The sequence below is a fragment of the Pseudomonas sp. P39-UII1 genome (genome assembly GCF_039672635.1).
In the GTDB taxonomy this organism is placed as follows: domain Bacteria; phylum Pseudomonadota; class Gammaproteobacteria; order Pseudomonadales; family Pseudomonadaceae; genus Aquipseudomonas.
In genome coordinates, this window is record NZ_JBDFPP010000001.1 from 69,267 (window position 1) to 88,166 (window position 18,900).

Here is an 18,900-nt window from a genome sequence, read left to right on the forward strand (position 1 = left end):
CCTACCTTAGCGCGCCTGCAGGTGTTTGCCGCGAGTTTCCGGCAGGCTCAGCGCTGCCACGATCACCACGCCATAGGACACGGCGGCAAAGCCACCGATGCTCAGGCCCAGTGGTATGGTCTGACCGAGCAGGCCGATCAGCAACGGGAACATCGCCGCGAAGACCTTGCCGATGTTGTAGCAGAAGCCCTGCCCCGACCCACGGATACGGGTAGGGAACAGTTCGGTGAGAAATGCCCCCATGCCGCTGAAGATGCCCGAGGCGAAGAAGCCCAGCGGGAAGCCCAGCCACAGCATCACGCCATCGCTGACCGGCAGCTGCGTGTACAGCAGCACAATGATGAAGGAGCCCACGGCGAACAGGATGAAGTTCTTCTTGCGCCCCAGAATGTCGGACAAGTACGCGCTGACCACATAGCCCACGTAGGAGCCGACGATGACCATCGCCAGGTAGCCGCCGGTGCCCAGCACGCTCAGGCCGCGCTCGGTCTTGAGGAAGGTCGGCAGCCACGAGGTGATGGCGTAGTAGCCGCCCAGCGCGCCGGTGGTCAGCAGGGACGCCCGCACGGTGGTCCAGAGCATGCCGGGGGCGAAGATTTCATAGAACTGCGCCGGTGCTTCGGCCTTTTCCACGGCCTTGGCCTGGCGATACACCTCGGGGTCCTTGACCAGGCGGCGGACGAAGATCACGAAAATCGCCGGCACCAGCCCCAGCAGGAACAGCGCGCGCCAGGCCTGCTCCGCCGGCAGCCAGGAAAACAGCAGCGCATACAGGATCGCGGTAAGCCCCCAGCCAAGGGCCCAGCCCGATTGCACCATGCCCACCGCCTTGCCACGGTCCTGGGCGCGAATCACTTCGCCGATCAGCACCGCGCCAGCGGTCCACTCGCCGCCAAAGCCGAAGCCCATCAAAGTGCGGGCGATCAGCAGCTGTTCGTAGTTCTGCGCAAAGCCGCAAAGGAAGGTGAAGAAGGCGAACCACAGCACCGTCAGCTGCAGGGTGCGGACCCGGCCGATGCGGTCGGAGAGGATGCCGGCGACCCAGCCGCCGACAGCCGAGGCGATCAGCGTGCTGGTGTGGATCAGCCCGGCCTCGGCGGTGCTGATGCCCCACAGCATGATCAGCGTGGGGATGACGAAGCTGAGCATCTGGGTGTCCATGCCGTCCAGGCCATAGCCGATCTTGCAGCTCCAGAAGGTGCGCCGTTGCTGGGAGTCGATATCGCGGTACCAGGCGAATGGCCCGGTCGAAGGTGGGGATTGCACCTGTTGCTGCACGCCGCTTGGGTTCATGCTTGCCTCGGCTTGTTGGTATTGTTTTATGGGCGACGTCTGGCGTCGCGGCCTGTGCGCCATGTTCAGAGCCCACGCCCTCTGCGTCCAACGAGAAAAACCGCCGGTCTGGAACAAGAAAAACTGATCATGAACCTTCGTTTCCTCGAAACCTTCGTCTGGGTGGCCCGGCTCAAGAGCTTCCGCCTCACCGCCGAAAAACTGTTCACCACCCAGGCCTCGGTATCCAGCCGCATCGCCGCGCTGGAGGCCGACCTTGGGGTCAAGCTGCTGTTGCGCGACTCGCGCGGTGTCAGCCTGACGCCGCAGGGCAGCAAGGTGCTGGAATATGCCGAGCGCATGCTGGATACCGCCAAGGCCATGAAGCAGTCGCTGGACAGCGACCGCGCCAAGGTCGGGCGTATTCGCCTGGGCGTGATGGACACGGTGATCCACACCTGGATGAGCGCATTGGTGGCCGAGCTGACCGAACGCTACCCACAGGTGGAAATCGAACTGGTCGCCGATACCGCACTGAACCTGCGCGAACAGCTGCAAAAAGGCTTTCTCGACGTGATCCTACAGACCGACCTGCTGCGCGAACAATCAATCCGCAGCCAGGACCTGGCGCGCTACCCCATGGGCTGGGTGGTGGCGGCCGGTTCCGCCCAGCACCGCGATTACCATTCGCTGGCCGAACTCGCCCGTGAGCGTATCGTCACGTTTTCGAAGAACTCGCGGCCGCACCAGGAGGTGCTCAGCCTGCTACAGGGCGCGGGAGTCGAAGCACCACAGCTGAACTGCGTGAACTCGGTGGCGGCGATCACCCGCCTGCTGCGCGATGGCTTTGGCATCGGCGCCCTACCACCGGCACTGGTGGATGCCGAATTGAGCCGGGGGGAGTTGGTGCTGCTGGCGGGCCTACAGCCACCGCCAAGCCTGGAGCTGGTGGTGGCCTGGCAGACCGGGGTGGCGCTGGTGGATGAGGTGGTCGGGGTATGCCGGCAGGTGCTGGAGCGGTATGCGCGGGATGTCGGCGGGCAGCGGATTGTGTTGGTCTGAGTGGGTATCAGCACCGGCCTCTTCGCGGGACAAGCCCGCTCCCACAGACTCACCGCAGATCTGTGACTCAGCGGGCATTCTGTGGGAGCGGGCTTGCCCCGCGAAGAGGCCGGCACAGGACACCCCAAGGCTCAGCGCCAGCTCTCTTCAACCGCCTTGCGCCGCCCGCCCAGAATCACCCAGCCGATCCCCAGCAACAGGCTCTCGACCACGAACGCCAGCACAAACCCGGCGCCAATGCCCCAGCCGATGGCTTCGGGCACCAGCAGAATCTGGTAGCTGTAGCCCTTGAGCGTCTCTTCGCGCAGCTGCGGGTCGGGCTGCACCAGCACATGCCAGGTCGTGGTCACCCAGGAGCCCTGCAGTGCCTGCCACTCGGCCTCCAGCAACTGGTTGCGGATCATCAGGCTCTCGATGCTGTTGGCATCACTGTTGAACACTGGGTCATCGCTGCTGCGGTAGTGCCGCAACAGTGCCTGCAGGTCACCATTGAAGAACCGTTCAGCCGTCTGCTGGAAGCCATCGAGCGCCTGGCGCGATTCGAACAGGTGCGCCTCGACCCGCTGGCTGTAGTCCTTGACCAGCCCAGGCACCTGGATACCGGCCAGCAGGCCGAAGGTGAACAGCAGCAACCGCAGGTAACTTCTGAACATGCAGCGTCCTTAGCTCTGGCCTTGCGAAACGCACTCTCCGTGCCGCCACAGGGCCCACTGGCCGGGCTCGTAGCGCCGCCAGGTCTCGTTCTCGGTCAAGGCCTCGGTGGCTATCACCGTGACCACGTCATTGGGGGTGGTTTCGGTGTGAAAATCGACGATAAGGTCGACATCCTTCAGGCGCGCAGCACCAAACGGCGCGCGACGGGTAATGTGTACCAGCTTGGTCGAGCAGAAGCAGAACAACCAGTCGCCGTCGCTGAGCAGGCAATTGAACACGCCCTTGCCGCGGTACTCGGCACAGGCTTCGACCAGCACCGGCAGCAGCTGTTCCACCTCCACAGGCTCCGGGAAGGCCGCGCGGATGCGGTTGAGCAGGTCGCAGAAGGCGGCTTCGCTGTCGGTGTCGCCGATCGGCCGATAGAAGGTCGCTTCCCCCGTGAACTCGCCCAACTGCCCGTTGTGCGCGAAGCACCAGTTGCGGCCCCACATTTCGCGGACGAACGGGTGGGTATTGGACAGGCACACCCGGCCAACGTTGGCCTGGCGGATGTGGCCGATCACCACTTCGCTCTTGATCGGGTAACGCTGCACCAGGTTGGCCACTTCCGACTCGCTGCTCGCGGCCGGGTCCTGGAACAGGCGCAGGCCGCGGCCTTCGTAAAAGCCGATGCCCCAGCCATCACGGTGCGGGCCGGTGCGCCCACCGCGCTGCATGAGGCCGGTGAAGCTGAAGACGATATCAGTGGGGACGTTGGCACTCATGCCCAGCAATTCGCACATGGCGGTCTCCCGGCTTACAGACGTGGCTCGACCCGGCCGCCAGCGGGTGCGGCAGGCGGCGGGTCGTTGCGGTAACGGTCGCGGCGTTCGCCGGCCAGCGGGGCGCCCATGCCGACCGCCTCGTCTTCGGCGGCCTGGCGCTGGGCAGCCGCTTCAGCCTGTGCGCGGCGCTCGCGGGCGCGTTTTTCCAGCGGCCAGCGCAGCAGCACGAAGGCCAGGTACAGGCCAAAGGCGATCAGGCCGTACATGGCAAAGTCGGAGACCGCGCGCCAGGCGTTGTTGCCGACCTTGAAGGCAACGTCCAGGGCGGTGATGGCAATGGCCGGGGCCATGGCATCCTTGCCCGGGTCGACCACGGTCGGGGTCAGCAGCAGGACCGCGAGGATGACCCGCAGCGGCTCACGCAGCCAGCGCCACATCCAGCCGGTGAGTTTGAAACCCACCCAGATGCAGCCCAGGGCAGCAACGGCGTAGAGGCCCCAGGCGAGGGTATAGTCGTTCTCGGTCATGGTGATCGTGCAAGCCAGGCAAAGAGTTGCCTATGATAAACACTTTTCCGGGCGCAGGCGCCCCCTAGCCAAGAGATCCCCGATGCCCAACGCGCTCAAGCCTCCCATTGCCCGCCCGGACCAGGCCACCGACCCCTACGCCTGGCTGCAACAGCGCGACACCCCTGAAGTGCTCGAGTACCTGCAGGCCGAGAACGCCTACCAGGAGGCCTGCCTGGCCGACCAGGCGCCCCTGCGCGAGCAATTGTTCGAAGAGATCAAAGCCCGCATCCTCGAAACCGACCTGTCGCTGCCTTCGCCCTGGGGCCCTTACCTCTACTACACCCGCACCACCGCCGGTGACGAATACCCGCGCCACTACCGCTGCCCACGCCCGGCGGATGACTCCAACACCGTCGACGAAAGCCAGGAGCAACTCCTGCTCGACCCCAATGCCCTGGCCAACGGCGGTTTTCTGTCCCTGGGGGCGTTCAACGTCAGCCCTGACCACCGCTTGCTGGCCTACAGCCTCGATACCAGTGGCGACGAGGTCTACACCCTGTACGTCAAGGACCTGACCAACGGCAGTGTCACCGCCCTGCCCTTCGACGATTGCGACGGCAGCCTGACGTGGGCCAACGACAGCCAGACACTGTTTTTTGCCGAGCTAGACGACACCCACCGGCCGTGCCGCCTGCGCCGCCATACCCTGGGCATCGAGGGCGCAGAAACCGTTTTCGAAGAAGACGATGGCCGCTTCTTCCTGCACTGCTACCGCTCAAGCTCGGAAAAACAACTGGTGCTGCTGCTCAACAGCAAGACCACCAGCGAGGCCTGGGTGCTCGATGCCGAAACGCCACAGGCCGCATTCTCATGCCTGGCGCCCCGTGTCGAAGGCCATGAATACTTCCCCGACCACGGTCAGCTCGATGGCCAGTGGCGCTGGTTCATTCGCAGCAACCAGGACGGCATCAACTTCGCCCTTTTCCACGCCCCGGCAGACCAGGTGCCCACCCGCGCGCAATGGCAGGTGCTGGTGCCGCACCGCGACGACATCATGCTCGAGGGCCTCAGCCTGAATGCCGACGCCCTGACCCTGAGCCTGCGCGAAGGCGGCCTGCCGATCATCGAAGTGCGCCCGCAAGGTCTGCCGGCCTACCGCGTCGAACTGCCGGATGCGGCCTACAGCCTGTACGTGCAGGACAGCCTGGAATTCGCCAGCACCCGCGTGCGCCTGCGCTACGAGGCGCTCAACCGCCCAGCCCAGGTACGCCAGCTGGACCTGGCCACGGGCGCGCAGGTGGTGCTCAAGCAGACCCCGGTGCTGGGTGAGTTCGATGCCGACGATTATGTCAGCGAGCGCCTGTGGGCCACTGCCGCAGACGGCACCCAGGTGCCGATCAGCCTGGTGCGCCGCAAGCAGGACCTGGGCAAGACCGTGCCCCTGTACCTCTACGGCTACGGCGCCTATGGCGAAAGCCTCGACCCGTGGTTCTCGCACGCCCGCCTGAGCCTGCTGCAACGCGGCGTCGGCTTTGCAATCGCCCATGTGCGCGGTGGCGGCGAGCTGGGTGAAGCCTGGTATCGCGCCGGCAAGCAAGCGCACAAGCACAACAGCTTCAGCGACTTCATCGCCTGCGCCGAGCACCTGATCGCCCAGGGCGTGACGGCCTCCGACCGCCTGGCCATCAGCGGCGGCAGCGCCGGTGGCCTGCTGATGGGTGCGGTGCTCAACCTGCGCCCCGAGCTGTTCCGCTGCGCGATCGCCGAAGTGCCGTTCGTCGATGTGCTCAACACCATGCTCGACCCCGAGCTGCCGCTGACCGTCACCGAGTACGACGAATGGGGTAACCCCGAAGAGCCAGAGGTGTACGAGCGCATCAAGGCTTACGCGCCGTACGAGAACGTCCGCGCCCAGGCCTACCCGGCCATGCTGGTGGTCGCCGGCTACAACGACAGCCGCGTGCAGTACTGGGAAGCGGCCAAGTGGGTGGCGCGCCTGCGCACGTGCAAGACCGACGACAACCTGCTGCTGCTCAAGACCGAGATGGGTGCAGGGCATGGCGGCATGAGCGGGCGGTATCAGGGGCTGAAAGATGTGGCGCTGGAATACGCGTTTGTCTTCAATGAGCTGGGCGTGGTGTAAATCACGTTTTCTGCTGTCATAGGTTCGCAAGGGCTGATGGCCCCATCGCCGGCAAGCCGGCTCCCACAGGTCGAGGGCGGTGCGAAACCTGTAGGAGCCGGCTTGCCGGCGATAGCGCCATCAGCTGCCCACACGCTTTCGGACAACACCCGCCAAGAAGAACAACACATGCCCGACCAGACCCACTTCAGCGCCGAGATCCGCGACATGCTCATGGACTGCGGCCTGTTCGACACCCTGCAACCCAGCGACTGCCTGACCGCCGCGGGCTATTTCAGCCTGGCCGCCATGGCTGAGGGCGAAACCATTTTCAACGAAGGCGACGCCGGTACGTTCATGTGCATCCTGCACCGTGGCGTGGTTTCTGTACGCAAGACCGACGCCACCGGCAATCAGCTGGAAATCGCCACCCTGCGCAGCGGCCGGGCCTTTGGCGAAATGGCCGTGCTCGACGGCGAACGCCGCTCGGCCAGTTGCGTCGCCGCCAGCGACTGCCAACTGCTGACCCTGGGCAAGGACTCCCTGGAAAAGATGCTCAACGAAGCGCCACGCATCGCCGCACGGATCATCCGCGCGCTGGCCGTGGCCCTGTCGAAACGCCTGCGCATGCAGGACGGCCAACGCCTGGCGCTTTAGTCGTCATCCGCCGCCGGTTTGGCAGGCTCGGTGCGCAAGCCGGGCAAAGGCTGGTCCTTCGGCGGGCCGGGCACCGGCATCGGCGGCAGCAGCGGCGCGCCAGGCTGGCTGTCATAGGCCTTGGGCGGGGTACTCGGGGTGATCTGCGGGTACGGCGTGGGCGTCGCGGTGCCGGGCGCCCCGGGCACCGGCGTGGTGATACGTGGCGGCGTGCTGGCGGCCTGGGCCACGGGCAGGCCGGCCAGCAACAGCGCGGCGAGGATCGCATGCAACATCAGCAACCTCCTGTCTGAACATTCCTACAGGCTACGCCGTTATGAAAGTTTTCGCCTGTCCGCCTGCCCCACAGGCGCGCTAGACTCATGGGCATAACCGTTATCTGCCTGATCAGAACAAAGGAAACACCATGAGTTCGGCTTCCACTTCCGCCGCCACCGCCCGCCTCGACCGCATCCTCGCCGATGCCAAGCGCGACAAGGAGATGGGCTACCGTGACAAGGCCCTGAGAATGTACCCGCACGTGTGCGGCCGCTGCGCCCGTGAATTCGCCGGCAAACGCCTGAGCGAGCTGACCGTGCACCACCGCGACCACAACCATGACAACAACCCGCAGGACGGCTCCAACTGGGAGCTGCTGTGCCTGTACTGCCACGACAACGAGCACTCGCGCTACACCGACCAGCAGTACTTCAGCGAAGGCTCCACCAGCACCCCGAGCATCGCCAAGGCCACCCACAACCCGTTCGCCGGGCTGGCGGGCCTACTGAAAAAAGACTGACCGTCGATACAGCCACCGCTGCTGCCGGCAAGCCCGTATAATCGCGCTCTTTTTTTGCGAAGGGCCCCGGCACGTGGCAAACAAACGGTACAGCTGCATCGGCCTGTTCAACCCCAAGTCTGCGGAGAACGTCGGTTCGGTGATGCGCGCAGCGGGTTGCTACGGCGTCAACTCGGTGTTCTACACCGGCAAGCGCTATGAACGCGCGCGCGATTTCGTCACTGACACCAAACGTGTGCACTACGACATCCCGCTGATCGGTATCGACGACCTGCAGCGCATCATCCCGCTGGGTTGCACGCCGGTGGCCGTGGAGTTGGTGGACGGCGCCCGGCCGCTGCCCGATTACACCCATCCAGACCGCGCCATCTACATTTTCGGGCCCGAAGACGGCAGCCTGGACGCCGACGTGCGGGCGTGGTGCGAAGAGACCATCTACATCCCCACCCAGGGCTGCATGAACCTGGCGGCGACGGTCAATGTGGTGCTGTATGACCGCATGGCCAAGGGCTTGAACACCCGTTCGGGGCCCAAGTTCAAGTAACAGAAAAGCCGCCTTTGTGGTGTCAGGATGGCCTCATCGCCGGCAAGCCGGCTCCCACAGGTATGGACTGCCCCCAGGAAGTTGGACACCAATCCAACCCTTGGCGGGCAGTCCAGGCACCCCACAGGCCTTTTGACCTTTGGAGATCCATGTGGGAGCCGGCTTGCCGGCGATGAGGCCAGCCCTGACACCCCAAAGGCGGCCGGGTGCTGAGCTCCGTCAGAACAGCTCCGTCCTGCAATCAGTTCACGAAGCGTTGATCCAGATGGTCTTCAGCTCCGTGTACTGGTCATGGGCCCAGATGGACTTGTCACGCCCACCAAAGCCGGACTCTTTGTAACCACCGAACGGCGTCGAGGCATCGCCTTCACCGAAGCAGTTGACCGTGACCACGCCCGCGCGGATTTCACGCGACAGGCGCAGGGCATGGCGCAGGCTGCCGGTGTAGGCCGAAGCGGCCAGGCCGTAGACGGTATCGTTGGCCAGCTCGATCGCCTCGTCGATGGTCTCGAAGCTGGTCACGCTCAGCACCGGCCCGAAGATTTCCTCGACGAACAGTTTGCTGTCGCGACCCACGCCATCGACGATGGTCGGTTGCACGAACACGCCCCGCTCGGTCTCGCCGCCCTGCACCACCTTGAGCTTCTGCTCGGCAGCGTATTCCAGGTACGACCTGACCTTCTCGAAGTGCGATTTGCTGACCATCGCACCCAGGCGGTTTTCCGGGTCCAGCGGGTCGCCCAGCTTCCAGTCTTTCAGGTGCTTGGCCATCAGGGCCAGCAGCGCGTCCTTGACGTCCTTGTGAACGATCAGGCGCGAGGACGCCGAGCAGTTCTCGCCCATGTTCCAGAACGCACCGGCGGTGACGAACTGGGCCACTTCGTCGAGGTCTTCGCAGTCGTTCATGACCACGGCCGGGTTCTTGCCACCCAGCTCCAGGACGATGCGCTTGAGGTTGGACTCGGCGGCGTACTTCAGGAACAGGCGGCCGGTGTCGGTGGAGCCGGTGAAGCTGACCATCGGGATGTCCATGTGCCGGCCGATGGCTTCGCCCACTTCACGGCCACCGCCTGGCACCAGGTTGAACACGCCTGCCGGTACACCGGCCTGATGGGCAAGCTCGGCCACGCGCAGCGCGCTGAGGGTGGTTTCCTTGGCCGGCTTGACCACCACCGAGCAACCGGCGGCCAGCGACGGGGCGATCTTCCACGCCAGCATCAGCAGCGGGAAGTTCCACGGCAGTACCAGGCCGACCACGCCGATGGCTTCGCGCACCACCATGGTCACGGCAGCGTTACCCGTGGGGGCCGTGTTGTCGTAGATCTTGTCGATCAGCTCGGCATGCCAGCGCAGGGTGTGGATGGTTTCCGGCACGTCGACGTTCTGGCACTCGCTGACTGGCTTGCCGCTGTCCAGTGCTTCCAGCACGGCCAGTTCGTGGCTGTTGTCTTCCAGCAATTGGGCGAACTTCAACAGGATGTGCTTGCGCTCGCCCGGCTGCAGCCTGGACCACGAACCGTCTTCGAACACGCGCTTGGCCGCGGCCACGGCGACGTCCACGTCCTGCACGTCACACGCGGCGACCTCGGCCAGTTGCTTGCCGGTAGCCGGGTTGGTGGTGACGAAGGTGCGGCCCGAGAGGGCATCGCGAAACTCACCGTCGATGAACGCCTGGGTGCGCAGTTGCAGGTCGGCGGCGATCGCCGCGTATTGCGCCTTGCTCAGCAATTCGGCCATGTTCAGGCACCTCCCGTGATCTGTGCGATGTTGCGTTTGAGGTCGCTGACGACGCGCTCCAGCGCCTGCTTCTCGGCAGCGTCCAGCTCGGACAGCGGCTTGCGCACGCCACCGCTGCTCAGGCCGTTGAGCGCCACGCCGTACTTGATCGACTGGACGAACTTGCCACCTTCGAGGAAGTCCATCAGCGGCATCATGGCGCCCATGATGCGCCGGCCTTTGTCGAAGTCCTTCTCGATCACGCAGGCCTCAAACAGGGCCACGTGCTCGCGCGGAATGAAGTTGGAGCCGGCGCAGACCCAGCTCTGTGCGCCCCAGGCGAAGAACTCCAGGGCCTGGTCGTCCCAACCGCACGACAGCTGGATGTTCGGGCGCTGGATGGCCAGGCGATGCAACTGGGCCATGTCACCGGAGCTTTCCTTGATGGCGACGATATTCTTCACATCCGCCACGGCATCGAAGAACGCCTCGCCCATGCTCACGCTCATGCGGCCAGGGTAGTTGTAGAGCATGATTGGCAGGCCAGCGGCGGCGTCGACGGCTTTGACGTGCAGGGCGATCTCTTGCTGGGTTGGCAGGGCGTAGGGTGGAGTGCCCACCAGCAACGCGTCGGCCTGGATTTCCTTGGCGTGCCTGGCGAACGCCACCGCGTCTTCGGTACGGATGCCACCGGTGCCGACGATCAGTGGCAGGCGGCCGTTGAGCACGTCCTTGGCCTGGGCGGCCAGCTCGATACGCTCCTGGGTGGTGTGGGCGTAGTATTCGCCGGTGGAGCCACCGATGATGACACCCTGGATTTTCGACTCGACCAGGTATTCGAGGACTTCAGCGAACGCCGCCTTGTCGATCGAGCCGTCCGCAGCCAGCGGGGTGATTGCCGGGGTGTAGATGCCTTCGAATTTCACGGTAGGTTCTCCAGTACGTTGATCAATCATGTAAAAGCCACCGCGGATCGACGCGGCGGCAGGTTGTAGGGGCTCAACCCAGCGAGGCGGCCTGTTGCAGGTTCAGCGAACGGGTTTCCGGGGCCAGGGCGATGGAGAAGGCCAGGCCGACGAAGGTGACGGCAGCGGCGGCATACATGGTTGCGCCGATGCCATAGCGGTCCAGGGCGATGGGGACCAGCCAGGTGCCGACCGCAGCACCGACCCGCGACATGGAGGTGCCCACGCCCACCGCACCGGCACGGATTTCAGTGGGGAACAACTCGTTGGGGTACACCAGCTGCAGCACCTGGGCACCGCCGATGAACAGCGCATAGGCACCGAACAGCACCAGGATGAGCATCTCGTTACTTTGGCTGAAGACCCCCAGGCCGAGCAGGGCCAGCCCCGACCAGAAGAAGCTGTGCAGCAGCGTGGTGCGCCGGCCGATGGTGTTCAGCAAGCGGGTGCCGATGATGCAGCCGACCACGAACAGGCAGGTGATCGCCACCGACCCGATCGACGCCCAATCACCTTTGAGGTTGAGTGCGCCCAGGACCTTGGGGGCGAAGGCATAGACGGCGAACACCGGGATCACCGAGCACGTCCAGAACATGGTGACGAACAACATGCGCTTGCCGTAGCCGGAGTGCAGCAGGCTGAAAAACGACAGCTTGCGGGTCTTCGGCTCCTCCGGCAGGTTGTGCAGCGAGAAGTCGTTGCCGTACACGGCCTTGATCACCTGCTCGGCTTCGGCCGAACGGCCCTTGCTGATCAGCCAGCGTGGCGACTCGGGCGTGCCCAGGCGGATGGCGAACAGCAACGTGCCGATCACTGCGGCGCTGGCCAGCACCAGGCGCCAGGCATCGTCACCGCCGTGACGCAGGATGGCCTGGCCGATGACGTAGGCGGTAGCTGCGCCGGCGAACCACAGCACGGTCAGGGTGGCCAGGCGTGGGCCGCGGTTCTTCCTGGGCAGGAACTCCACCAGCAGCGACGTCGCCACCGGGTATTCGATGCCCACCGCGATGCCGATGGCAAAGCGCAACAGGAACAGTGCCAGCGCCGACTCCACCCAGAACTGCGCAACCGAGGACAGGATGAACAGGGTCGGCCCGACGAAGAACACGCGCTTGCGGCCGAAGCGGTCGGTCAGCCAACCGCCGAAAAAGCCACCAAAGAAGATGCCGATCAGCGCCGAGGCGGCAATCATGCCCTGCCAGAAGCTGGTCAGGTTGAGGCCTGCGGACATCTGCACCATGGCCACGCCGATGATGCTCAAGATATAACCATCGACGAACGAGCCCCCGCCCGAGCGCAACGTCAGCCATTGGTGAAAGCGGTTGATCGGTACATCTTCAATCGAAATATTCGGACTTTTCATTGTTGTTCCTACCATTTCATTTACATGCACGTTTTCAAGGCGAGCGCGCCCGCGAAACTGAAAACCTCTTCAGCCCCGGGTGAACGGACAGCGCGTCTCGATCATCAATTTCGGGCAAAGCGAGCCCGTATCGGTCAAAGACGACCGACTTCAAATGTTCAATGGCCTAACTTGTGTAACGGATCAGCTTTCTCTTCCAGCGCGCATCTGCCCCCACTTCAGGTTGGCGTTCAAACCCAAGGAAACCAAGGGCTGCGGTGGGTTCGCACAAGGCCCGGGGGCATTGAGCAGAAACTCGATGAGTTCGTTCTTGTCACCGGCCAACCAGTCGCCCAGCAACTTGCCGGTGACCGTACCGCGGGTAACACCGAGGCCGTTGCAGCACAATGCGCCCACTACATTCGGTGCCAACTTGCCGAAGAAACCCATGTGGTTGCGCGACAGTGCCAATGCACCGCCCCAGGTATATTCGAAGTTCACCCCGGGCAACATCGGGAAGCGCCGGGCGAATGATTCACGGTGGCGTTGGACGAAGCGTTCCAGGTACTTGCGGTTACTGCGCCCATCGGGGTTGTAGCTGAAACTGTTGCGGATCAGCAGGCGGTTATCGACAGTGCGGCGCAGGGTAGTGCCGAACGGGTCTGCCGGGATCACGCCCCAGTTGGGTTTGCCACCCAGGTGCGCCTGTTCGTCTTCACTCAGCGGGCGGGTGATGCTGGCGTAGGTAAACACCGGCAGCATGCGGCCCTTGAGAAAGCCGAAGCTCATGCCGAAGGCGTTGGTGGTGAGCACCAGCTTGTCGGCCGTGATCGACCCGTTGGCATGGCGCAGCACCACCTTGTCACCGTACTCGACATCGTTGATGGGGGTGTTTTCGTACAGGGAGACGTTGCTCGGCAAGCTGTGGGCCAGGCCTTTCACCAGTGCCGAGGGCTGCAGCAGCGCCGTGCCGGGGGTAAACAGGCCCTTGCGGTAGAAGTGCGTGCCGATGTGGTCCGGCAGGTCGTGGCCTTCGATCACCTCGTAGGCCTGGCCGAGCTTGTCCAGGCCACGGCGGTAGGCATCCAGCACGGCAATGCCGCGGTCCTCGATGGCCGCCTGGTATTTGCCACAGTGGCGGAACTGGCACTCGATGCCATGGCGCTCGATCAGCTCCTTGAGGTAGGACTGCCCACCCAGATTGAGCTTGAGCACGGTCCTGGCGATACCAATGTCACCGATGTAGTCCTCGGCGCCGATGTCATGGGGCAGGTCGATGGCGAAACCGGCGTTGCGCCCCGAGGTGCCGAAACCGACCTCCTGGGCCTCGACCAGCACGATCTCATCGTCGGGGAAGTTCGTTGCCAACTGGCGCGCCGCAGCCAGGCCGGTGAAGCCAGCGCCCACCACCACCCAGCGCGCCTGGCTATGGCCAATATGGGCCGGCCTTGGCCTGCGCGGTTGGCTCAGGTGGTACCAGCCACAGGTGGCATCATCGGCAGGTAACGAACTTATTCTTGTCATGTCACTAACCTGGGTCGTGTTGTTGACTAGCGGTCAGCGCCCGTGGCGCAACCTCTGGAACTCATATCTGAATCGGCACATCCAGCCCTTGTGGCGCGGCGTATTCGGCCATGCGCCGGCGCGACAGCTCGAAGTGTTCACGCACCAGTTGCCCGGCGGCCTGCGGGTCGCGGCGTTCGATGGCCTGGATCATCTGGTCGTGCTGCTCGCAGGCGACTTCGAGGTCACGCTGCATGTCATCGGTGGTCGGGTGGCGATAGAAAATCTTGCCCAGCCGGGTATGGTCGATCAGCAGGCGCCGCAGGCTTGGCATCAGGTAGTCGTTGTGCGCCATCTTGCCGATTTCCAGGTGGAAGGCGTCGTTGTAGAGCACGCGGTTTTCCACATCACGCTCTTCGATGGCCTGGCGGAACAGCGCCTGGATGGCTTTGAGCGCTTCGATCTCGGCTTCGCTGGCATAGGTGGCGGCCAGCTGGGTAGTGGCGATATAGATAAGCGGCGCGGCCACGTAGAAGCTGTGCAGCGATGCGTGGTTCATCGCGGCGACGCGAGGGGCGCGATTGGCTTCCAGTTCGATGTAGCCTTCGGCGGCGATCTGGCGCAGCAGCTCTCGTACCGGGGGGCGCGACAGGCCGAACTCGTCGCACAGGGCCAGTTCGTCCACCACTGCGCCTGGGGCCAGTTCCATGCTGAGGATTCGGCGGCGCAGCGCTTCGGCGAGGACGGCCTTGCGGTCCTGCGGCACCTCTGCACTGACGGGTTGGACGGTGGCTTTCATGGTGGCCTTTGTTGTTGTCATGGCGCTGTGTCTACTATTTGTATAACGACTATATGGCACTGTTAGACAATGTGTCTACAGCATTTTCGATGAGCGGTGGAATCTGCAGAAGCCCCATATTCAAAGGGCTTGAGCGCAGTTCAGGGGTGAGATTAAACACCCTTGAGGCTGCATTGCCAAACCGGACAGGTAGTTGTCCAGAAAAGACAAACCCGCCGCCCGGCAATGCCGACTGAACGGTGGGCGCCGCCCATGGGTCAGCTGCTTACACTTCACAAGGAGGGCTTGCCATGCTCGATATTCATTCCACTTCGGCATCACAGGAACACAATGTTCAGGGCCTGGAACGGGTCGGATCGCTGGCCGGCGGGGCGTTGATGTTCACCAAAGGCTTGCGCCATGGCGGCCTGATCGGGCTGCTGCAGATGGTGGTGGGCGGTATTGCGGTGGCACGAGGCGTCAGCGGGCATTGCTCTACCAAGGCCTGGTTTCAGCAACACCGCCAGGAATATCACCGTCTGCGTTCGGACATCGAGCGCAGTGCGGGCGAGCTGCAGGCGCTCAAGCGCAGTGCCGAAGCGGCTACGCGCGGGGTGACGGTGACGGGCAAAGATCCGTTGACCGGTAGTTGATGGGTTATTTGTACCGGCCCCGTCGCGGGCCGGTACAGCCACCAGGGGACTAGCGCAACACCTTGCTCTGCAACACCTCGGACCGCCGCCCCAGCACACTCTCGCTGATCTGCACGAACTCATCGGTAGTCACTTTCGGCAAGCGCATCAACGCCTGCGTCACATCATCCAGCGATCGCTTGGCCTGGGTGTGGATGCGGATTTCCTTGTCCAGCGCCTGCAGCAGCAGCACCCCACGCGCCACCTGTGCCGGCCCCACCTGCTCGCCGCGCAGCCGGGTGACCTTGGCGCCCTGCTTCTGCAACTGCGCCTGCCACACCTGTTGTCGATCGTCGCTCACGCCCCCGGCGCGGCGCAGCAGTTCGTTGGCGTAATACTCGGTGAGGCTCTGGCCTAGCCAGCCACTGTCGGCACTCACGCGGATCTGCGCAAACAGCTGGACCAGCTCGCGCAGCAGCGGGCTGCTGCCGCTCTCGCTGATCATGGGCCGGCCGCTGTGCAGGTAAAGCGAGCCCCGCGCCGACATCGCCCCACGCCACATGCCGTCGCGGGCACCGACCAGCAGCAGCTTGGGCGGATTGCGCGGGAACACGGCTTGCAGGTGCGGCCATACGAAGGTCAGCAAGGTCAGGTTGTCCATGCGGCGCATGCCCTGCCCTACCGGAGCCGCTACGGTCACATCGGTTTCGCCCAGGCGTGCACGGCGGCTGCCGAGGTCGCCTGCAAGCATCCAGCCGGTCGGGCGGTCGAACAGGCGCGAAACGTTGTCGATGCGGAACTTGTCCTTGCCGATGCGCGGCCAGGAGGTTTCGATGCTTTTCCAGCCCTCGGGCAAGTCGACCGACAGGCGCGCCACCAGTTCGGTGCCGTCTTGCTGATCGAGGCGCGCCGGCGGCACCAGCTGGTCGCCCATGAACAGGGCCCAATGGGGCGTGATACGCGAGGAATAGGCGCCGCTGCGCAGCGTCTGGTCCAGCTTCACCCGGTAACTGAGGCTGGTCTTGCCCGCTGCCGGGCGCCACACGCCCCGCTCGCCCTGCGCCTGCCATTGGCCATCCGCCTGGAAACCGCTGTAGGCGCCAGCCTTGCCCAGGTCGAAGTCGAGGCTGCGTACGGCGCTGCCATCAGCCAGGGTCAGGCGCACTTCGGCCTGGCCGTTGGCGGGCAACAGGCGCACCTGATAGTCGAGGTCGACCTTTTTCGCCCAGGCCGACGAACAGGCGACAAGGCCCAAAAGCAGCAACAGCTGGCAACGCATACAGAAACTCCTTGTTTCCCAGAGGCGACGGACTGTGCCGCTCAGCTGGCGCGAAAGATCAGGTGGTCTTCCCAGTCGTCTTCATCCACGTCCTGCTCCCTGAGCATACGCCCCGACTGGGAAATGCGCTGCTCATGCACTTGCTGGCGGTCACCGCAGACCAGGTGGTGCCAGGCCGGCAGGTCCTTGCCCTCGCTGACCAGGCGGTAGCCACAGGTGCTCGGCAGCCATTTGAACTGGTCGGCCTTGCCTGGGGTGAGCTGGATGCAATCGGGCACTTCGGCGAACCGGTTGGGGTAGTCGCTGCACTGGCAGGCGTTCATGTCCAGCAGCTTGCAGGCGATGCGCGTGTAATAGACGCTGTTGTCGTCCTCGTCCTCGAGCTTCTGCAGGCAGCACAGGCCACAGCCGTCACACAGCGACTCCCACTCTTGCGGGTCGAGTTGTTCGAGAGTCTTGCGCCGCCAGAACGGCGCGCTTTCAGCGATCATCACACGGGTTTCCTGCAGTCATCTTGAGGCCGCGGCGCGCGGCGGCGCCAGTCTAGAGCCTGGCCTTCGGCAACGCCAGACCGCTTGTCAGTCCTGACCGGACGCAGTAGCGTGCGGTCTTTCCCCTCCACTTGCAGGAGCAGCCATGAGCGCCACCCCCCGCATCGCCGATTACGCCATCAACGAACAGTTCATCAACCGCTGGTCACCCCGCGCTTTCACGGCCGAGCCGATCAGCGAAGCAACCCTGTTGAGCTTCCTCGAAGCGGCCCGCTGGGCGCCGTCGGCCTACAACTCGCAACCCTGGCGCTTCCTTTATGCCCGGCGCGATACGCCGAACTGGGAGCGTTACCTGAGCCTGCTGGTGCCGTTCAACCGCAGCTGGGCGCAGCAGGCATCAGCGCTGGTGCTGGTGATTTCCAAGACCACCTTCGCGGCCCCGGGTGCCAGCGAAGAAAAGCCAGCCCTGTGGCACACCTTCGACACCGGTTCCGCCTGGGGCCATCTGGCGCTGCAGGCAAGCATCAGCGGTTGGCATACCCACGGCATGGCCGGGTTCGACAAGGACCTGGCGCGCAGCGAGCTGAAGGTGCCGGAAGGCTACGAGCTGCATGCCATGGTGGCGATCGGCAAGCTGGGCGACAAGGCGAGCCTGGACGAAGGCCTGCAGGCGCGCGAAGTGCCAAGCCCGCGCCGGCCGCTGAGCGAACTGGCGGCTGAGGGGGATTTCAGCCTGTAAGCCTTGTTGTGGCTTTGCTGGCCCCATCGCCGGCAAGCCGGCTCCCACAAGTACCCCGCCGATGTTGAGGCCTGCGCAGTACCTGTGGGAGCCGGCTTGCCGGCGATGGGGCCGGCAAAGGCACTACCCATCAGTAGCCCCTGGTGAAATCCACTTCACCCCGCATCCCCTGCCCTGCCTGGTATGCCCGCTCATTCTCGACAAACAACCGCACCATTGCCGCCGGCGAGGTGGGCGCCGAGCTGTGCCCGGTGAGCAGCAAGCCCCACGCCGTCCAGAACGGGTGGCGCTGCGGCAGGGGTTCCTGCCGGCACACATCGATCACCGCGCCCGCCAAATGCCCCTCTTTCAAAGCCTCGACCAGATCGGCATCGACCACCGCCACCCCGCGCCCGGCATTGATGAACAGCGCGCTTGGCTGGAAGCACTTGAACAGTGCGGCGTCGTACAGGTCATGGGTGGCCGGCGTATCCGGCAGCAGGTTCAGCACGTAATCGACCTGCCCGACCATCCGCGGCAAGTCAGCCAAACCGGCCACTTCAACAAATGGCGCCTGCTCGCGGGCGGTGCTGGCGATGCCATACAGGGTCACACCAAACGGTGCGAGAAACTCGGCCACGCGCTGGCCGATATCACCGGTGCCGACGATCAGCACTTTGCGCCCCTCAAGCGAGTGCCCGGGGCGCTCGTCCCAACGGCGTTCGACCTGGCTGACCAGGCGCGACAGTACTTCCCGCTCATGCCCCAGCATGTAAGTGAGCATGTACTCGGCCATCACCTGGCCGAAGATACCGACCGCGCGGGTCAGGCGGTATTCACGGGGCAATCCCTCGGCCAGCAACGGTGTGATGCCGGCCCAGGTCGATTGCACCCACGCCGGCGTGTAACCCTGGCGCAGCAGGCACGCCAGCAAGTCCGGCTGGCCCAGCCAGATCGGGCACTGCGGCGCCTGCAGGGCCAACTCGGCGGAATCGCCACTGGTCAGGATTTCCAGGTCCGGGGCCGCTTCGGCCAGCAGGCGGGCGTAGGTGGCATGATCCTGCTCAGCGATCAGAACGCGCATCAAAGTAACAACCTTGGCAGACAACGAAGG

At 64.4% G+C, this 18,900-nt stretch carries 20 protein-coding genes; 7 read left to right on the forward strand and 13 right to left on the reverse strand.

The genetic code is table 11. The features are described 5' to 3' along the window. Positions 1-6: 6 nt before the first annotated feature. The gene (locus ABEH27_RS00320; protein ID WP_346611656.1) at positions 7-1,293 is read right to left on the reverse strand and encodes an MFS transporter; all 1,287 of its coding nucleotides are present in this window, start codon (positions 1,291-1,293) and stop codon (positions 7-9) included. A 129-nt stretch (positions 1,294-1,422) separates the two neighbouring features. Here ABEH27_RS00320 and ABEH27_RS00325 point away from each other — a divergent pair, with 129 nt between their 5' ends. Continuing rightward, entirely contained in the window at positions 1,423-2,334 is a 912-nt protein-coding gene (locus ABEH27_RS00325; protein WP_346611657.1) for a LysR family transcriptional regulator, read from the forward strand. Positions 2,335-2,465: 131 nt separating this feature from the next. On the opposite strand, the gene ABEH27_RS00330 is transcribed toward ABEH27_RS00325, so the two are convergent. The 3 genes from ABEH27_RS00330 to ABEH27_RS00340 are packed head-to-tail and all read right to left on the reverse strand — an operon-like array spanning position 2,466 to position 4,279. After that, positions 2,466-2,987, reverse strand: coding sequence for a DUF2937 family protein (locus tag ABEH27_RS00330; RefSeq protein ID WP_346611658.1), 522 nt, complete (start codon positions 2,985-2,987; stop codon positions 2,466-2,468). 9 nt (positions 2,988-2,996) lie between these two features. Next, positions 2,997-3,770, reverse strand: a complete 774-nt coding sequence (locus tag ABEH27_RS00335; RefSeq protein WP_346611659.1) for a class II glutamine amidotransferase — start codon at positions 3,768-3,770, stop codon at positions 2,997-2,999. A 14-nt stretch (positions 3,771-3,784) separates the two neighbouring features. Further along, positions 3,785-4,279, reverse strand: coding sequence for an MFS transporter (locus ABEH27_RS00340; protein WP_346611660.1), 495 nt, complete (start codon positions 4,277-4,279; stop codon positions 3,785-3,787). Positions 4,280-4,361: 82 nt separating this feature from the next. Here ABEH27_RS00340 and ABEH27_RS00345 point away from each other — a divergent pair, with 82 nt between their 5' ends. Further along, positions 4,362-6,404: a S9 family peptidase gene (locus ABEH27_RS00345; protein WP_346611661.1), complete on the forward strand. Its 2,043-nt coding sequence runs from the start codon at positions 4,362-4,364 to the stop codon at positions 6,402-6,404. A 168-nt stretch (positions 6,405-6,572) separates the two neighbouring features. After that, positions 6,573-7,040, forward strand: a complete 468-nt coding sequence (locus ABEH27_RS00350; protein WP_346611662.1) for a cyclic nucleotide-binding domain-containing protein — start codon at positions 6,573-6,575, stop codon at positions 7,038-7,040. Here the strand turns inward: ABEH27_RS00350 and ABEH27_RS00355 are convergent. Continuing rightward, entirely contained in the window at positions 7,037-7,315 is a 279-nt protein-coding gene (locus tag ABEH27_RS00355) for a hypothetical protein (RefSeq protein WP_346611663.1), read from the reverse strand. The genes ABEH27_RS00350 and ABEH27_RS00355 overlap by 4 nt on opposite strands. A 131-nt stretch (positions 7,316-7,446) precedes the next feature. Here ABEH27_RS00355 and ABEH27_RS00360 point away from each other — a divergent pair, with 131 nt between their 5' ends. Then, entirely contained in the window at positions 7,447-7,818 is a 372-nt protein-coding gene (locus ABEH27_RS00360) for a YajD family HNH nuclease (RefSeq protein WP_012315716.1), read from the forward strand. A gap of 73 nt (positions 7,819-7,891) precedes the next feature. Beyond that, positions 7,892-8,362: an RNA methyltransferase gene (locus ABEH27_RS00365; RefSeq protein WP_346611664.1), complete on the forward strand. Its 471-nt coding sequence runs from the start codon at positions 7,892-7,894 to the stop codon at positions 8,360-8,362. A 246-nt stretch (positions 8,363-8,608) separates the two neighbouring features. Here ABEH27_RS00365 and ABEH27_RS00370 read toward each other — a convergent pair whose 3' ends face one another. The 5 genes from ABEH27_RS00370 to ABEH27_RS00390 form a co-directional block, all read right to left on the reverse strand. Then, positions 8,609-10,099, reverse strand: coding sequence for an aldehyde dehydrogenase (locus tag ABEH27_RS00370; protein ID WP_346611665.1), 1,491 nt, complete (start codon positions 10,097-10,099; stop codon positions 8,609-8,611). 2 nt (positions 10,100-10,101) lie between these two features. Beyond that, a complete protein-coding gene (locus ABEH27_RS00375) occupies positions 10,102-11,004 on the reverse strand; it encodes a dihydrodipicolinate synthase family protein (protein ID WP_346611666.1) in 903 nt (300 codons plus the stop codon). 73 nt (positions 11,005-11,077) lie between these two features. Continuing rightward, a complete protein-coding gene (locus ABEH27_RS00380; protein WP_346611667.1) occupies positions 11,078-12,406 on the reverse strand; it encodes an MFS transporter in 1,329 nt (442 codons plus the stop codon). Between the two features lie 183 nt (positions 12,407-12,589). Then, positions 12,590-13,909 (reverse strand): FAD-binding oxidoreductase, encoded by a 1,320-nt coding sequence (locus ABEH27_RS00385; protein WP_346611668.1) that lies wholly within the window; start codon positions 13,907-13,909, stop codon positions 12,590-12,592. Positions 13,910-13,970: 61 nt separating this feature from the next. Then, positions 13,971-14,687, reverse strand: a complete 717-nt coding sequence (locus tag ABEH27_RS00390; RefSeq protein WP_346611669.1) for a GntR family transcriptional regulator — start codon at positions 14,685-14,687, stop codon at positions 13,971-13,973. A gap of 290 nt (positions 14,688-14,977) precedes the next feature. Here ABEH27_RS00390 and ABEH27_RS00395 point away from each other — a divergent pair, with 290 nt between their 5' ends. After that, complete coding sequence (locus tag ABEH27_RS00395; protein ID WP_346611670.1) at positions 14,978-15,319, forward strand: DUF2892 domain-containing protein; 342 nt, start codon at positions 14,978-14,980, stop codon at positions 15,317-15,319. A 49-nt stretch (positions 15,320-15,368) separates the two neighbouring features. On the opposite strand, the gene ABEH27_RS00400 is transcribed toward ABEH27_RS00395, so the two are convergent. Both ABEH27_RS00400 and ABEH27_RS00405 read right to left on the reverse strand, forming a co-directional pair. Further along, positions 15,369-16,577, reverse strand: a complete 1,209-nt coding sequence (locus tag ABEH27_RS00400) for a hypothetical protein (protein ID WP_346611671.1) — start codon at positions 16,575-16,577, stop codon at positions 15,369-15,371. 41 nt (positions 16,578-16,618) lie between these two features. After that, positions 16,619-17,068: a YcgN family cysteine cluster protein gene (locus tag ABEH27_RS00405; RefSeq protein WP_346611672.1), complete on the reverse strand. Its 450-nt coding sequence runs from the start codon at positions 17,066-17,068 to the stop codon at positions 16,619-16,621. A gap of 145 nt (positions 17,069-17,213) precedes the next feature. On the opposite strand from ABEH27_RS00405, the gene ABEH27_RS00410 reads away from it, so the two are divergent. Next, positions 17,214-17,807, forward strand: a complete 594-nt coding sequence (locus tag ABEH27_RS00410; RefSeq protein WP_346611673.1) for a nitroreductase family protein — start codon at positions 17,214-17,216, stop codon at positions 17,805-17,807. 130 nt (positions 17,808-17,937) lie between these two features. Here the strand turns inward: ABEH27_RS00410 and ABEH27_RS00415 are convergent, their stop codons facing one another. Next, on the reverse strand, positions 17,938-18,870 hold the full coding sequence (locus tag ABEH27_RS00415; RefSeq protein WP_346611674.1) for a D-2-hydroxyacid dehydrogenase: 933 nt from the start codon (positions 18,868-18,870) through the stop codon (positions 17,938-17,940). Between the last annotated feature and the right edge of the window lie 30 nt (positions 18,871-18,900).

Excerpts from the sequence above, each read along its gene's own strand:
- ABEH27_RS00320 (WP_346611656.1), bottom strand. The coding sequence starts at position 1,293 with ATGAACCCAAGCGGCGTGCAGCAACAGGTGCAATCCCCACCTTCGACC.
- ABEH27_RS00325 (WP_346611657.1), top strand. The coding sequence starts at position 1,423 with ATGAACCTTCGTTTCCTCGAAACCTTCGTCTGGGTGGCCCGGCTCAAG.
- ABEH27_RS00330 (WP_346611658.1), bottom strand. The coding sequence starts at position 2,987 with ATGTTCAGAAGTTACCTGCGGTTGCTGCTGTTCACCTTCGGCCTGCTG.
- ABEH27_RS00335 (WP_346611659.1), bottom strand. The coding sequence starts at position 3,770 with ATGTGCGAATTGCTGGGCATGAGTGCCAACGTCCCCACTGATATCGTC.
- ABEH27_RS00340 (WP_346611660.1), bottom strand. The coding sequence starts at position 4,279 with ATGACCGAGAACGACTATACCCTCGCCTGGGGCCTCTACGCCGTTGCT.
- ABEH27_RS00345 (WP_346611661.1), top strand. The coding sequence starts at position 4,362 with ATGCCCAACGCGCTCAAGCCTCCCATTGCCCGCCCGGACCAGGCCACC.
- ABEH27_RS00350 (WP_346611662.1), top strand. The coding sequence starts at position 6,573 with ATGCCCGACCAGACCCACTTCAGCGCCGAGATCCGCGACATGCTCATG.
- ABEH27_RS00355 (WP_346611663.1), bottom strand. The coding sequence starts at position 7,315 with ATGTTGCATGCGATCCTCGCCGCGCTGTTGCTGGCCGGCCTGCCCGTG.
- ABEH27_RS00360 (WP_012315716.1), top strand. The coding sequence starts at position 7,447 with ATGAGTTCGGCTTCCACTTCCGCCGCCACCGCCCGCCTCGACCGCATC.
- ABEH27_RS00370 (WP_346611665.1), bottom strand. The coding sequence starts at position 10,099 with ATGGCCGAATTGCTGAGCAAGGCGCAATACGCGGCGATCGCCGCCGAC.
- ABEH27_RS00380 (WP_346611667.1), bottom strand. The coding sequence starts at position 12,406 with ATGAAAAGTCCGAATATTTCGATTGAAGATGTACCGATCAACCGCTTT.
- ABEH27_RS00385 (WP_346611668.1), bottom strand. The coding sequence starts at position 13,909 with ATGACAAGAATAAGTTCGTTACCTGCCGATGATGCCACCTGTGGCTGG.
- ABEH27_RS00390 (WP_346611669.1), bottom strand. The coding sequence starts at position 14,687 with ATGAAAGCCACCGTCCAACCCGTCAGTGCAGAGGTGCCGCAGGACCGC.
- ABEH27_RS00395 (WP_346611670.1), top strand. The coding sequence starts at position 14,978 with ATGCTCGATATTCATTCCACTTCGGCATCACAGGAACACAATGTTCAG.
- ABEH27_RS00400 (WP_346611671.1), bottom strand. The coding sequence starts at position 16,577 with ATGCGTTGCCAGCTGTTGCTGCTTTTGGGCCTTGTCGCCTGTTCGTCG.
- ABEH27_RS00405 (WP_346611672.1), bottom strand. The coding sequence starts at position 17,068 with ATGATCGCTGAAAGCGCGCCGTTCTGGCGGCGCAAGACTCTCGAACAA.
- ABEH27_RS00410 (WP_346611673.1), top strand. The coding sequence starts at position 17,214 with ATGAGCGCCACCCCCCGCATCGCCGATTACGCCATCAACGAACAGTTC.
- ABEH27_RS00415 (WP_346611674.1), bottom strand. The coding sequence starts at position 18,870 with ATGCGCGTTCTGATCGCTGAGCAGGATCATGCCACCTACGCCCGCCTG.